Annotated in this window: 16 protein-coding genes; 15 read left to right on the top strand and 1 reads right to left on the bottom strand. The window is 69.2% G+C overall.

Going from position 1 to position 14,160, the window contains the following annotated elements; translation table 11 throughout:
• Window positions 1-35 precede the first annotated feature (35 nt).
• Entirely contained in the window at window positions 36-791 is a 756-nt protein-coding gene (locus tag ABTX18_RS32020; protein WP_352126304.1) for a DNA-methyltransferase, read from the bottom strand.
• Window positions 792-1,303: 512 nt separating this feature from the next.
• Between ABTX18_RS32020 and ABTX18_RS32015 the strand changes: the two genes are divergently transcribed.
• The 15 genes from ABTX18_RS32015 (at window position 1,304) to ABTX18_RS31945 (ending at window position 14,123) form a co-directional block, all read left to right on the top strand.
• Window positions 1,304-2,437, top strand: a complete 1,134-nt coding sequence (locus ABTX18_RS32015; RefSeq protein WP_352126303.1) for a C40 family peptidase — start codon at window positions 1,304-1,306, stop codon at window positions 2,435-2,437.
• A 92-nt stretch (window positions 2,438-2,529) separates the two neighbouring features.
• Window positions 2,530-2,844: a hypothetical protein gene (locus ABTX18_RS32010; RefSeq protein ID WP_326740403.1), complete on the top strand. Its 315-nt coding sequence runs from the start codon at window positions 2,530-2,532 to the stop codon at window positions 2,842-2,844.
• Entirely contained in the window at window positions 2,844-3,536 is a 693-nt protein-coding gene (locus tag ABTX18_RS32005; RefSeq protein WP_352126302.1) for a hypothetical protein, read from the top strand. Before ABTX18_RS32010 ends, ABTX18_RS32005 begins: the two co-directional genes overlap by 1 nt.
• Before the next feature lie 35 nt (window positions 3,537-3,571).
• Window positions 3,572-4,939 carry an SCO6881 family protein gene (locus ABTX18_RS32000; protein ID WP_352126301.1) on the top strand — a complete coding sequence of 456 codons (1,368 nt, stop codon included), beginning with the start codon at window positions 3,572-3,574 and terminating at the stop codon, window positions 4,937-4,939.
• Window positions 4,940-5,017: 78 nt separating this feature from the next.
• Window positions 5,018-6,490, top strand: a complete 1,473-nt coding sequence (locus ABTX18_RS31995) for an SCO6880 family protein (RefSeq protein WP_352126300.1) — start codon at window positions 5,018-5,020, stop codon at window positions 6,488-6,490.
• Between the two features lie 99 nt (window positions 6,491-6,589).
• Window positions 6,590-7,051 carry a DUF6238 family protein gene (locus ABTX18_RS31990; protein ID WP_352126299.1) on the top strand — a complete coding sequence of 154 codons (462 nt, stop codon included), beginning with the start codon at window positions 6,590-6,592 and terminating at the stop codon, window positions 7,049-7,051.
• Between the two features lie 28 nt (window positions 7,052-7,079).
• The gene (locus tag ABTX18_RS31985; protein WP_352126298.1) at window positions 7,080-8,594 is read left to right on the top strand and encodes a VirB4 family type IV secretion system protein; all 1,515 of its coding nucleotides are present in this window, start codon (window positions 7,080-7,082) and stop codon (window positions 8,592-8,594) included.
• 217 nt (window positions 8,595-8,811) lie between these two features.
• A complete protein-coding gene (locus ABTX18_RS31980; protein WP_503061245.1) occupies window positions 8,812-9,459 on the top strand; it encodes a hypothetical protein in 648 nt (215 codons plus the stop codon).
• Complete coding sequence (locus ABTX18_RS31975) at window positions 9,456-9,980, top strand: hypothetical protein (protein ID WP_352126297.1); 525 nt, start codon at window positions 9,456-9,458, stop codon at window positions 9,978-9,980. The genes ABTX18_RS31980 and ABTX18_RS31975 overlap by 4 nt, the downstream gene beginning before the upstream one ends.
• A gap of 87 nt (window positions 9,981-10,067) precedes the next feature.
• Window positions 10,068-10,550, top strand: a complete 483-nt coding sequence (locus ABTX18_RS31970; RefSeq protein WP_352126296.1) for a hypothetical protein — start codon at window positions 10,068-10,070, stop codon at window positions 10,548-10,550.
• A gap of 163 nt (window positions 10,551-10,713) precedes the next feature.
• Window positions 10,714-10,884, top strand: a complete 171-nt coding sequence (locus ABTX18_RS31965; RefSeq protein ID WP_352126295.1) for a hypothetical protein — start codon at window positions 10,714-10,716, stop codon at window positions 10,882-10,884.
• Complete coding sequence (locus ABTX18_RS31960) at window positions 10,874-11,806, top strand: hypothetical protein (protein WP_352126294.1); 933 nt, start codon at window positions 10,874-10,876, stop codon at window positions 11,804-11,806. Before ABTX18_RS31965 ends, ABTX18_RS31960 begins: the two co-directional genes overlap by 11 nt.
• A gap of 352 nt (window positions 11,807-12,158) precedes the next feature.
• A complete protein-coding gene (locus ABTX18_RS31955; RefSeq protein ID WP_352126293.1) occupies window positions 12,159-12,608 on the top strand; it encodes a hypothetical protein in 450 nt (149 codons plus the stop codon).
• Window positions 12,605-12,934 carry a hypothetical protein gene (locus ABTX18_RS31950; RefSeq protein ID WP_352126292.1) on the top strand — a complete coding sequence of 110 codons (330 nt, stop codon included), beginning with the start codon at window positions 12,605-12,607 and terminating at the stop codon, window positions 12,932-12,934. Before ABTX18_RS31955 ends, ABTX18_RS31950 begins: the two co-directional genes overlap by 4 nt.
• A 103-nt stretch (window positions 12,935-13,037) precedes the next feature.
• A complete protein-coding gene (locus ABTX18_RS31945) occupies window positions 13,038-14,123 on the top strand; it encodes a hypothetical protein (protein WP_352126291.1) in 1,086 nt (361 codons plus the stop codon).
• The last annotated feature ends 37 nt before the right edge of the window (window positions 14,124-14,160 follow it).

The raw sequence follows: 14,160 nt of genomic DNA, 5'->3' as shown, positions 1-14,160 counted from the left end.
GCAGATCGCCTCGGCCGGAATCCTGGGGTCGCGGCTCAGACGGTGAGAACCACGTCGTCTTGCGTGAGGGTCTTGCGGATGGTTTCGGTGAGCCGGCCGGCGGCGATCGACGCGTAGTGTTCGGTCTTCTCCACGCCGATGAAGTCGCGGCCCTCCAGCAGGGCTGCGACGCCCGTGGAGCCGGAGCCTGCGCAGAAGTCGAGGACCGTGCCACCGACAGGGCTGATCTTGACCAGCTCGCGCATCACGGACACGGGCTTTTGCGTGATGTGCTGGCGCTTGGACCCCGAGGGCTGCGACGCCGAGTACATACCCGGCAGGTAGACCGGGTTGCGGGAGCCGTCGATGGGCCCCTTGGACGCCCAGATGATGAACTCGCAGTTCTGGGTGAATCGGCCCTTCTGCGGCCTGGCCTGTGGCTTGTGCCAGGCCAGCACGCCGCGCCACAGCCATCCGGCCGCCTGGATCGCATCCGTTGTCGTGGGGAGCTGGCGCCAGTCGGTGAACAGCAGCGCGGTGCCGCCGGTCTTCGTGAGGCGGTGGGCTTCGGTCATGATCTGCGTCAGCCAGAACGAGTAGGACCTCTGGTCCATGTTCTCGCCGGTGAAGTCGGCGAGGTCGTTCTTGGAATCCGCGGACGTGTACTTCTGCTTGGCGGAGCGGGTGGTACGTTCCTTCGCGGTCCTGCCGCCCGAGTTGTAGGGCGGGTCGGTGATGACGGAGTCGACGCATCCGTCCGGGAGGCTGGCGAGGACGTTGAGGGCGTCGCCCTGGTGCAGGGAAAATGGCAAAGAGGAACCCCTATTCGGGTGTGGGAACACGGAGGGAAACTCACCGCCTCACACAGGACTCCTCGCGGGCTGGAATAGGGCATGCAGAAGCCCAGGGCCACAGACCGAGGAAGGCGAGGGGGAGTCCAAAAACTGTAGAGGCGAATCCGCCGACGACCAAGAAATCCTCCCCTGAGGTGCCGGATTCCGATACCTCACGCCGATTTTTTGGTCAGCCGCCAATCCGCGCCTACTGTTTTTGAACCGCCCGGCGCACACCGCCGCTGGCTACCCCCGCCACACCTCACGGAGGTACCCCGTGCCCCAGCACACCTAGCTCAGGACCAGGCCACGTGGATCGAGCGGCAACTCACCCACACCGGCCCGCCACGAATGCCCACCCCGGCCGCCGCGCCCTTCCGAAACGCCTTGCGCACGCGGCACGCCGGAAACCGCACCCCGAAGGACAGGCTCATGACCTCTCGCTACCCACCCATGCCCGAATGCGCTGACCGGCGAGCGGTCCGCTCCGGTTGAAGGCGCTCGCCGCCGGCATCGGCGTCGTCCTCCTCTTCCCCATCCTGATCGCCGGCACCGGCATGATGCTGGCCTCCTCAGCCGACGCCGTACAGGGCAACGGCCTCGTCAGCAGCTGCCTGACCGACATCGACACCGACAGGGTCACCGAGCAGGTCGGCAAGATCCTCGACGGAGCGTCCGGCGAGGACGTCCACGTCGAGGGCCTGGACCTGCCCGCCGAACAGGTCCCCAACGCGGCGACGATCGTGGCCGTCGGCCTCTCCCTCGATGTCCCCAAAAAGGGACAGATCATCGCGCTCGCCACGGCGATGCAGGAGAGCCGGCTGCGCAACCTGAACTACGGCGACCGGGACTCCCTCGGCCTGTTCCAGCAACGTCCCTCCCAGGGCTGGGGCAGCGCCCAGCAGATCCGCGACCCGCTCTACGCGAGCGAGCAGTTCTACAAGCACCTGATCAAGGTGAGCGGCTGGCAGCAGATGACCGTGGCCCAGGCCGCCCAAGCCGTACAGAAGTCCGGCGTCCCGGACGCCTACGCGCAGTGGGAGAGCCTGGCCACCGCCCTGCAGACCGCCATCGTCAAGACCTTCCCTGGCCGTGGCGATGACGCCACCAACAAGGACGCGGACCAGGGCAAGAACCCGTCGACCAGTCCGACGGGGTGCACACCGGGCCAGGACGGTTCCGGCTTCGGCAGCATTCCCGAGGGGAGTGTCCCCAAGGGCTACTCGGTCCCCAAGGACGCCGATCCGAAGGCGCGCCTGGCCATCGAGTGGGCGATGCACCAGCTCGGCACGCTCTACCAGTGGGGCGGGTCCTGCACGAACTCGCATGGCCCGGATCCCATGGGCCGCTGCGACTGCTCCAGCCTGATGCAGCAAGCGTACGCACAGGCCGGCGTCACCCTCACCCGCACCACGTACACGCAGGTCAAGGAGGGCAAGGCGGTCTCACCCTTCCAACTCAAGCCCGGCGACCTCATCTTCAGCCGCGGCAGCGCCACACGGCCTGAACACGTCGGCATGTACATGGGCGAGGGCCTGGCCATCGAGGCGCCGCGCACCACCAAACCGGTCCGGATCACCCCGATCAAGGACTGGACGATTCTCGCCGCCCGCCGCGTCCTCTAACACCGCCGCGACTACTTCCGCGCCCCGAGCGCACCTCCCCCTCCCCGCAGGCCCTCTCCTGGCCCGCGTATACAAGGAGCCCCGCCACACCCATGCCCTTTCCTCTCGCCGACCACGTCATCCAGCTCGCCTACGACCCAGGCGTCTCACCCCAGGGCGGTGGTCTGCCCGGCCTCGCTGTTCTGAAGAACGTCGTCAACAGCATCAATCTCTTCGGCATCATCGCCGTCGTCGGCGCACTCGCCACCTCCCTCGGCGTATGGGCCTGGGGTCACCACACCGGGGGCCACCAGGCCGAGGCCAACGGAAAGAAGGGCGCGGTCGTCGCTGCGGGCGCCGCCCTCGGTCTCGGCGCCGCGAACGGCATCGTCGCGTTCTTCTCGGCCCTCGGGACTCAGGTCCACTGATGCAGAAGCGATTCTCCTCCTTCGCGCTGTCCTCGTACGACACTGGCTGGTCGGCGAACCGTCGCATAGCGATCGTCGCCTCCGCCGTCGCCGTGCTGCTCGCTATCGCCGGGATCGTCGCCCTGATGACCGGCGGCCGCAACGGCAGCCAAGCCCACGGCACCGCCACACCCATCCCTGCCGAGAGCCCGTCCTCTTCCGAGGCCGCCCCGAAGCCGTCTGCCGGATCCGGCTCGGTGGCCGAGCCTGCGCAGATCGCCGATCCAGTCGCATACGCCAAGGCTGTGGCCCAGATGCTGTGGTCCTACGACACCCGGACCACCAGCCTCGACCAGCAGCTCGCCGGCATGCGCGCCTGGATGACCACCGAGACCAAGTACGCCGACTGGAACTCCGTTGCCGGCCAGGTTCCCGATCCGGTGCTGTGGTCGCGGATGGCCGACCAGGACCAGCACGCCACGGCCAGTGTCACCGAGGGCCACTTCCCCTCCGCGTTCAAGGCGGCGTTGGCCGACGACCCTTCGGCAATCACCGAGGCGTACATCTACGTCGTCACCGTCAACGGCAAGCAGCAGATCGTCTGGAAGAAGGGCGGGGGCGGGGCCGAGGAACGGGCTGTGACCCTCGCCGTCCAGTGCCGCCCCGATCGTGACTGCACCCTGGCCGCAATCGCACCGATCGTCACCCAGTGACCCTCGCCTGACACAAGAATGGAGGAACGACTTCCGTGGGTTTCTGCGATCTCCCCCTGGCAGACACGCTGTGCTCCGTCGGCGATGCGGTCAGCTTCGCCACTGACCCCGGCATGGCCATCGGCAACTGGATGGCGAAATCGGCCGGCGAACTGGCGGCAGCAGCTGCGGACCTGGCAGCCGAGGCGGTCAACACCACCACCAATGTGGACCTGAACGCCGGCTGGTTCCGCGACAACTACGAGATGCTGTTGCCGCTGGGCCTGGTTCTCCTCGTCGCTACGTTCTGCGCCCAACTCGTCAGGGCCGCCATCAAACGCGACGGGCAGGCCCTCACCCAGGCATTCACCGGCACGGCGGGTGGCGTCCTGTTCGCCTTCTGCGCCATCGCCCTGACCACCGTCGCCATCGAGGTCGTCGACGCCCTCTCCAACGGACTGTTCAAAACCGCGCACCTGAATATCGAGTCGGCCGTGCGCCGCATCGTGAAGGTGAACATGATCGCTTCCCTGTCCGGGATGGGCTGGCTCCTCCCGGTGGTCACCGGTCTCGGAGCCGCCGTCGGGGCCATCCTCTACTGGTGCGTGATGATGGTGCGCAAGGTCGGCATCCTCGTCATGGTCACCCTGGCCATCTTTGCCGCAGCCGGGGGCGGCTGGGAGGCCGCACGCCGCTGGCGCAAGGGCTGGATCGAAGCCACCGCCACCCTCGTGGTCTCCAAGCTCCTGATGACCGTGATCTTCGTCCTTGGCATCGCAGCCATGGGCCAGACCGAGGCCAAGGACGGCGTCGGAGCACTCGCCGACGTCATGTCCGGAATCGTGATCATGGTCCTGGTGCTGCTGTGTCCTTACGCGGTCTTCAAATTCGTGCACTGGGCAGCTGACGGCACCGACGGCGAGTCCATCCACCGTGCTGGCGGCGCCGGCGCCCAGATCGCCAAGGCCCACGCCGAAAAGGCGGCCCGTAAGGTCGCCTCGGCAGCGGCCACCGCCGGAACCGGTGGCGGTGCCGCCGCAGCAGGCGCCGCACCGCAAGGCCCCGATTCCGCGGGCGGTTTCCCCGGCGACATCGCCGCCAACCCGACCGGCGGAGATGGCAAGGAAGGCTCGCACAGCAACGGAACAGGCGTCTCGCCCGGTGGCGACGCCATCAAGACCGGCCTGCAGAAGGCGGTCCAGCCCGGCCCGACGAGCGTGTCTGACGACACCAGCGGCCAGGTGGGCGGCAGCCAAAAACCGGGCGGATCCGGTGCGAACGCCCCCTCCGGCCAGGGCAACGGATGGCAGGCCACCCCGCCGACCACGACCCCACCGCCCCAGGGTGCGCCGCCGTCCTCCGGCTCACAGAACGCCACGTCCACCAGGGCGGCCACACCGCCACCGCCCCCGACCGGCCTCTGATCCCCTGCCCGACTCCGGGCGGCGGGACGTCCACGCGCCCCGCCCCCTGGTTCCACCCGCGCCTCCAGGACCCGCCCCTTGACTGATCTCTCCGTCGCCCCGATCACGGTGAAGTTTCCGCACCGGTCCCGCCGCGGCATCCTCCTTGGCCTCTCCCTGCCTCAGCTCGTCCTCGTCTCCTGCTCGCTGGCACTGCTATTGATGGCAGTGATCTCCACCGGGCTGCTCGGCGCCGTCGCCCTGGCCCCTGTGTGGGCTGCGTCCGGAGCGCTTGTCGCGATCCGCCGGCACGGCAGGTCCCTCATCGACTGGGCACCGATCGTCACCCGCTACGCACACCGCCGCCGCAGTGGCCAGACGCTCTGGCTCGCCCGGCCCGTCACCCGGCCCCGGCAGGACGGCATCCTCCACCTGCCCGGCACCGCCGCCTCCCTGAAGGTCGTCACCCCCGGCGACTCCGCCAACCAGGCCGCAGCCGTACACGACCCCCACCAGCAGACCCTGACCGCCATCGCCCGAATCAGCAGCCGGGCCTTCGCCCTTCTGGACCCCTCGACCCAGAATCACAACGTGTCCAGCTGGGGGCGCGCGCTCGCGGGCATCGCCCGCACCGGGCACATCGCCACCGTGCAGGTACTGGAGCGAACCGTCCCCGACAGCGGCGACACCCTGACCCGCCACTGGACCCAGAACGGGCAGCCCCAGGCCCCCGTCGCCGGGCAGATCTACTCCGAACTCGTCGCCTCGGCCGGCCCCGCCGCCGCACCGCACGAGACCTACCTCGCCATCTCCCTCGACCTCAAGGCCGCCCGGCGCCTGATCAGCCAGGCCGGCGGAGGACTGCCCGGGGCCTTCACCGTCATGGAACAGACCACCGCCTCCATCGCCCAGGCCGCCCGCAACGCCGGCCTCCAGGTCACCGGATGGCTGAGCGCGCGGGAGATCGCCGCCGTCATCCGCACCGCCTACGACCCCAAGGCCCTCGCCGCACTCCAGCAGTGGTCCGAGACCGGCCGCGCCGAAGCCGACCCCGCCGCCGCCGGACCCGTCGTGCAGTTCGAGGAGTACGACCGCCTCGCCACCGACAGCGCACGCCACACCACGTACTGGGTGGAGAACTGGCCCCGCACCGAAATGGGAGCCGGATTCCTGCACGGAATCATGTTCACCGCCGGCGTGCGACGCACCCTCTCCCTCATCTACGTGCCGCAGGGGCTCGAGTCCGCGCTGCGCGACGTCCAGCGGAAGAAGGCCGCGATCATCGCCGACGCCAACGAACGCGCCCGCCGAGGGCAGGTCGATTCCGAAGAAGATTCCGTCGAGTACGCCGACGTGAAAACACGCGAACGCCAGCTCATTGCCGGACACGCGGACGTGGCCCTGACCGGCCTGGTCACCGTCACCGCCGAAACCGACGCCCTCCTGGACGCCGCCTGCGCACAGATCGAGACCCACGCCGTCACCTCCGGAGTCGACCTCCGGCGCCTCAACTACCAGCAGCCCGATGCCTTCGCCCTCGCCGCGCTCCCGCTCGCCCGCACCGCCGTGTGACCAGCCGCGCCAGTACACATCCCGGCCCGCTGCACCCCGGATCATCCGCGACGGGCCACCCGTCGCCGCCCTGCCATCCGGCAGGAAGGACTACCACCTTTGACCTCTCCCACCCGTCCCGACGACGCGCACCCCTACCTCCGCGCCGCGAGCGCCGGCATCCGCCACCACGCACGATCCCAGGCACCATCGGCCGCGGACCCGCCCAGGCCCGGCGACCGCCCTCACCTTGATGTGCTGCACGCCCACCTCGCCGCTCTGCTCCAGCTCCTGGACCGGCTCGCCGACAGCACCCGGCCACCTCATCCCGCCGCCGGCCGCCACCTCGCCACCGCACACACCCGCCTCTGGCAGGCCACCAGCGAGGTCCACGCCGCCTTCCACCTGCTGCCCAGCACCACCGTGACAGACGCGGAGGCCACCACCTGCCATCCGGAGCAGCTGCCGGAGGGACCGCCCGTACTGACGATCTGCCAACGCCAGCTCGCCGCCGGCCACGTCGTCCGACGCAAGACCACCCCCACCAACCTCCGCCCGCACACCACGGCCTGCGTGCGATGAGCGCCACCCGCAGAATCGAGGGCCACCGATGAGCCACCGGCCCGCCCGCCGCGCCCGCCGCGCGTCCGCCAGCCCTCTGTTCACCCCCCACGGCGCCGACCGCGCCAGCCGCAAGGCTGCCCGCCAGCAGCTCGCCGAAGCCACTGCCAAAGTCCGCGCGGAAGCCAGCAGTCACCAGAGAGAGACCACGGCCGCCGGACACCAGATGCCCGCCCCGCTCTACCCACCGGGGGGACGCCCCGGGCCCGCCTCGGCGCGCAAGAACCGGCTGAAGCTGCCCGCCCACCGCATGACGACCGCCATCGCCGCTGGGGCCTATCCGTTCCTGGCCGAAGGCGGGCTGGGCGCCGAGGGCATTTACATCGGACGTGACGTCCACGCCGAAGCATCGTTCGTCTTCGACCCCTTCGCGCTGTACGGCAAGGTCGAGGGCTTCACCAACCCGAACCTCCTGCTGGCCGGAGTGATCGGCCAGGGCAAGAGCGCGCTCGCCAAGTCCTTCGCGCTGCGCTCGGTCGCCTTCGGATACCGCGTCTACGTACCGTGCGACCCGAAGGGCGAATGGACGCCGGTGGCAGAGGCGCTCGGCGGCCGGTCCGTCGCCCTCGGCCCCGGTCTGCCCGGGAGGCTGAACCCTCTGGACGCGGCCCCGCGCCCGGCGAGCGTGTCCGAGGCCGACTGGGTCGGCGAGATCCGCAAACGACGCCTGCTCCTGCTCGGCTCCCTCGCCCGCACGGTTCTGGGCCGGGACCTGATGCCCATGGAGCACACCGCCCTGGACGTCGCCCTTGACGTCGTCGTCACCCGCGCCACCGACACTCACCGCACACCCCTCCTCGGCGACGTCGCCACGACCCTCAACAACCCGAGTGCACTCGCCGAGGCAGCCGGAATGATGTCCGGCCAGCTCGGTGACGCTGCCCGCGACCTGGCGCACGCCATGCGCCGCCTCGTGCACGGCGACCTGGCCGGCATGTTCGACGCGCCCTCCACCGTCGCCTTCGACCCGACTGCGCCGATGCTCACCATCGACCTGTCCCGCCTCGGCGGCTCCGGTGACGACACCGCACTCGTCCTCGCGATGACCTGCGCAAGCGCCTGGATGGAATCCGCCCTTTCAGATCCGACCGGCGGCAGACGCTGGATCGTGTACGACGAGGCATGGAGGCTGATGCGGCACGTCGGCCTGCTGCAGCGCATGCAGGCCCAGTGGAAGCTGTCCCGCGGCCTAGGCATCGCCAACCTCATGGTGATCCACCGGCTGTCCGACCTACTCACCGCCGGCGACGCCGGGTCACGGGGCCGGGCCCTGGCCGAGGGACTCCTCGCCGACTGCTCCACCCGGATCATCTACCGCCAGGAAACCGACCAGCTCCACGCCGCGGCCTCCCTGCTCGGCCTGACCTCCGTCGAGATGGACGCCATCGCACACCTCAACCGAGGGCGCGGATTGTGGAAAGTCGCAGGTCGCAGCTTCATCGTGCAGCACCTCCTGCACAGCCACGAACTGACGCTCTTCGACACCGACGCCCGGATGCACTGAAAGAGCGCCGAGTTCACCAATCCCGACAGCACTCCATAAGGAAACCACCATCGAAACCCACCCGACCACCTCCCTCCTCCCTCATCTCGACGAGGAGGAGCTGGCAGCCCTTGCCCAGGACATCGAAGAGAACGGGCTGCTGCAGCACATCGTCCTCGACCCGCAGGGGCGCATCCTCGACGGCCGCGGACGCCTCGCCGCCTGCCGGCGCGCAGGTGTGGAGCCCACCTTCCTCACCTACGAACACGACAACGCCGATGCCTACGTCCTGTCGGTCAACCTGCGACGCCGCAATCTGACGAAGAGCCAGACAGCGATGATCACTGTCAGGGTCCGTTCCCTTGAGGAACAAGACGGCCGTTCCCCGAGGGAACAGACCGCGCGTTCCCTCGGGGAACAACTCGGCGTCGCCACAGCTGTGATGGGCCGCGCGAGCACCGTTCTTCAGCACGCACCCGACTTGGTCGACCCCGTCATCAACGGCGCCATCGGGCTCAACGAGGCATACGCCAAAGCACAGGAGAACAAGGCGAAGGCCAACTCGGCAGAGACTCAGCTCGCCAAGCTTCGCGAAGAGGATCCAGAGCTCGCCAATCGGGTAGCTGAAGGCGAGCTTTCGCTGGCGGGGGCATGGGCGGAGCGCCGCGAACGCGTGGAGGAGGAGAAGCGCCAGCGCCGAGTCGCCACCCACCTGCTGTGCGAGATTCTCCCCTCACTCGCCCAGGTTCGTGGAACCCGCACCTTCGCCCTGTACGATCCTGACCTCGCACCACCCGGCCGGGCGGTGACCCGTGAGGTCATCGAGCACGCGGCCAGCGCCCTGGCCGAGGCCGCCTCTGTCTGGGCGGAGCGTGACCTGCCGTGACCCAGATCGCCAACACTGCGCTGCGCACGCTCGTCCTGGAAGTCGCCCGGCGCATCACCACTGACCGCGGACGTATCCACACCGAGGAGCTTCAGCGGGAGCTTGCCAAGGAACTGGCCGGCAACGAGGACCTGCTCCCCCTGGCCCTCACGAAGGGCTGTCAGGGGCTCGTCCGGGATATGGGAGCTCGCCACAGTCCTCGCCGGCGCCGCACGTCCGGCGGCCTGTATCACCCCGATTCCGTGCTGAAGCTCGGGAACGGCATCTGGGTGTGGATGAAGGATGCCACCCCCACCGACATCACACAGTGGGGACGGATCTGCTCCCGCAACGCCGTGCACATCCTCACCGCCGAGGCCGAGAACCAGCAGTACGTCGCCGACCGCACCGACGCCTTCCGCGACCACCCTGGAATCGAGCGGCTCGCCTCTCTTGAAGAAGCTGTCTTCCACTACCAGCAGGACACCTTCGACGATGAACTCGACGGGGTTCTCGACACCGACGACCTCGACCGCCTGTAGCTCGCACCGCTCGAAGGGTATTTCCGCATCTCCCCGCGCGATCCAGACTTCGACCTGTACGACAACGTCGGCCGCGACGCCGACCAGATGCACGCCGCCCGGTACAACGTCGCCACCCGCAACGACCTGAAGCGGTGGGCGCGACGCGACGCAGGGTCCTTCCGCGACGCGCATCCACTGCCCGACCGTCCCTGGCCCGCGCCCGACATCACCCCGTACCTGGACGCCCTCGCGGCAGCCCAGACTCCCGCAGAGATCGAAGCAGTCACCGATCACGTCCTGGACGCCTTCGAGCCTGCACTACGCGCCCTGAGCGACTACCTCGTCGCCGCTGCCCGGTGGCAAGGCGAGAACCGCGATGCGCTCAAGGGATCGCCCTCGCACCTGCTGATGACGGCTGCCGGCCAGGCACTGTCAGCCCTGGCTCTCGCCGACGAAGCCGGCCTGAGCAGACTTCGCGCCGTCTACGACCCGGGTCCCGACTCCACCACGTCGGCCAGTTCACAGCCAGGGGCTACCGCACCCCTGCCGTCCGCTCCTCCGTCCGCGGGCTCCGCGCCCCGCCGATAGTCCTCCCTCGGCGGCTCCCGGCGCCCGGTCGCCACCGCTGACCGCGCCGAGTCCGGCGCCCGATCCACCCACATTCCCAAGGAACGTTCTGAAACGCCCCGCTCATTTCACCGACGCCGACTGGGCCGATTACCAGCAGTGTGAGGCCGAGCACGACGACCTCATGGAGCAGGTCGCCGACCGCGAAGCCCAGCTGGAAAACGACCTGATCCCCGCCTACGACGAGTACGACCTCGACTTCAGTCCGGTTCCGACGCCGGAAGCCGACACCTCCCGCCGAACACCGCAGCCGTACCGATCGCCGGCCTCACGCAGGAGGAGCCGTGGCTACTGACGTGGAGAACACCCCCGATGCTCCCCGGACGGCTCCGCTCGCGCCGCTGCCCGACCACCGCGACGTGAACACCCCATGGTGGCAGGAGCTGTGGCGCCGCCATGCCCACATCACCACGCCTATGCGGCAACGCGGACTCACGTGCGACATCGAGTTCGGCCTCAGCGCCTACATCGTGCGTGTATCGCTCCCCGACGACAGTTACCTGATCGTGAGCCCGCCGCAAGAGCCCCCATCTGACCGACCGCCCGGAGACCCGGAGGGATGGATCGTGACCCGTGAGCGCACAAGCGAGCGATCAACTCTGTTCGAGCGCATCTACGACTCGGCTCCCCCCGCCTACCCCAGTCGCACCCCACAACCAGAGGCCCGCCACGGCGGCAGCGCCGAGCCTCTGATCGCCGCGATCGACAAGCACCTTGATCAACTCGGGCTGCTGCCGAATTCCGTCCCTTCCACGGCGGAACGGAACGTGCTTGCGGCTACGCCGACGCTCAACGCCCACGGGGCCACGGACACCCCCGCCACAGTCGGCCACACCTCGGTCCACGCCTACGGTGACGCGTTGCTCGCGTTGACCGACCGGCTCAACCGAACAGAGACGCATGCAGACGCAGCTGCCCTGCTGCACCAGGTCCTGGAACCGGTCGACGGTCTGATTGATCGGCTCGGCGAGTTCTTCGAGGCAGCAGCAGAGAAGGCCAAGGAGACCGAGGATGACGACGGCTTCGACCTGTCTGATGACCTCGCAGAAGCCGCAGCCGAGGTACGCAACCTCACAGAGCTCCTGGACACGGCAGAGGCCCGGATGCGGACCCTCACCCCGCTTGCCCCGGCTCCCCAGTTCCGGTCCGCCCCCACCCGTGCCCCGTCCCTGACACCACGTTCCCTCCCGACGGCGCCCCCGCGACACACGCGCTGACCTACCGTCACCCCACCTACATCCACCAACCTCGCCGGATGGGCACGCCGCACGTCGCCGTCGAACGAGGCAGCGCGTGGACCTCACCGAGCTCGCCAGACTGGCCACGTCAGGTAGCAGTACGTCGGATCGCGTGCAGCGGCCGTTGCACCGATCAGGCGGCCTGGTGGCTCACCGAAGGCGGCGAGAGCCTCATCGAGGTGGCTCGCCGCTCCGTGCCCAACAGTGAGCCTCCCGCCACGAGACGGACCGGCTCGCAGCCTCCCCGCGTGCCGTTCCGCCTGCACCGGCCGGAAGCGCCCTCGGCCCTCGCCGCTTCCACGGCACCCCTACCGGAAGGAGCGTTTCCTTTTTGGACCCCGCTATCCACTTCACATTCGGCAGCCACCCCCAGCATGGGTACGTCGCCGGCTTCAACTCCTCGCTTCCTGCTCACCTCGCCGACTGGTTCCTCACCCGTGTCCAGTTCGAGGCCGTGCCCAATGAGCCGGGTCTGTACCAGCTCACCGAGCCCGAACGCGACGGCCAGCGCCGAACCCGCCAGGCTGCCCAGTCCCTGCGCGCGCAGGGATACGTCGTACACGTCGACACCGACATCGCCTACGCCCCTCCCTTCCTCCCGGGCCGGCCGAACGGACTCAGCGAGCGCCGTAGCCGGATCGCCCAGGCTGCCTCCGGTCGATCACCCCAGCGCAGGGCCGCTCCGACAACCTCGTCGCCCTTCGCACGCCCGGTTCCGCCGAAGCCCGCCTACGCGCCCACCGTCCACCTCGCGCCGGCTACTGCCGGACACCGCCGATGAGCCCTTCCCCGGAGCCGATGCGCATCGTCCGAGCAAAGGATGGCCACGTCGAGGTCGATGGCGCCTTCGATGCCTTCGCCGGGCACATCCTGCTGCGGGCCAGCTTCCTCTCCGTACCGTCGCTGGACGGCCGCTCGATCCGGCTCCCGCTCGGTATGGGACGCAGCTGGGAGAACGAACAGGCGACCTGGGCCGCACAGATGCTGGCCACCGCGCGCTACCCCGTACGCCTGGACCCGAGCCTGGATACGCGCCTCGCCCCGCCCGCCCGGCTCTCGGGGCCGGCACGCCCGCCCGCTATGGCCACCCAGGCACGCCCGACCTGAGCAACATTCCGCTGACCCCAGCCAGGAGACGCTGATCCCTCCCCTCCCCGACCTGCAGCAGATCCACAAACTCGGCGCCAAGTGCGGTGACTTCCGGGTACGGATGGCACACCTGGACCGGGAGACCGAGACGGCCCTAGACGCCGTCCGCGACCGCCACGGACGCATTCTCCGCCCCCAGGAAGCAGCCGCGATCCGCACCCGCCGTGCCCGGTCAGCTCTCAATGGATACCGTCTCGACCTCGCCGAATCCGCAGTCCCGCTGCTGAAGGCGGCCCGAAGCGCCCTCGATGCGATGCAGCCCACCGCGCACACCCAGGCTTGGTGCGACATGCTCGACTCTCTCGCCACATCGCATCTGGAGATCCTGCGCGCCGCCGACCAGCCCGCCGCGCATGAGACGCAGACGGTGTGGGCGCACCTCGCTCACTGGGCAGAAAACGGCGCCATCGCCGCTTACCTCGCTGACCTGCACCACCAGCCCGGACCTGAATTCACGCCCGAGGAGGCTCGGGAGTGGACGGGGAGGGCCCAGTTGGCGCAGAGCCAAGGGGCGTTGGATCTGATCGAGTCCTGGTACGCGGCAGACGGCCGTCGCATCACCCTCGCCTACCTGGTCGAGGAGGACGCCTCCGAGGTCGTTGCCCTGACCGGGGATCCGAATGCGCCAGGGTGGAGCGTCATCGGCCGGTACGACAACGAGTATCTTGCTGGCAGGGCACTCCCCCGGCCGGTTCCGCCTGGTGTTCTCCGGGCTGAGGGCTCGTCTCGGTGCGACCGGCCCCACATGGCTGAGGAGATACCCGTCCAGGAGCTACTCCGCGACGTCACCGAGGCTCACTGCGCGGGCGACGTGTCCGAGGCCCGGCTCCAGGCCGCCGACCAGGGACGCGACTGCGGCCCTATGACACGTCTGCATCAGCTACTGAACGAAGCAGCCAGGTTCTCCCACGCCCTGGAGTCTGTTCAGGGGCAGCGTCTCGGCGCCCGGCTCGACTCGCTCGGCCGACAGCTCGAATTCCTCGCCCGTGAGGTCCAGGACGCCGCGCATGACCTCGGCGCGACCGTCGCGGTCCTGCCGCCCCACCGCGTTCCGAAGCCGCCCCGTATCCGCCCGCGGCCTGCCCTGGAGACGACGCCCCCACCCGCGCCGCCAAAGCGCACCCCAGCAACCGCGCGCCACCCATAGCAGCCCTGTTCCCCAGAAAGCTCGCGTTGTCCCCAAC

Source organism: Streptomyces sp. NPDC096323 (assembly GCF_040302845.1).
Classification (GTDB): domain Bacteria; phylum Actinomycetota; class Actinomycetes; order Streptomycetales; family Streptomycetaceae; genus Streptomyces.
The sequence above is the reverse complement of the archived record's forward strand: the minus strand, read 5'-3'. Positions and strand labels throughout refer to the sequence as shown.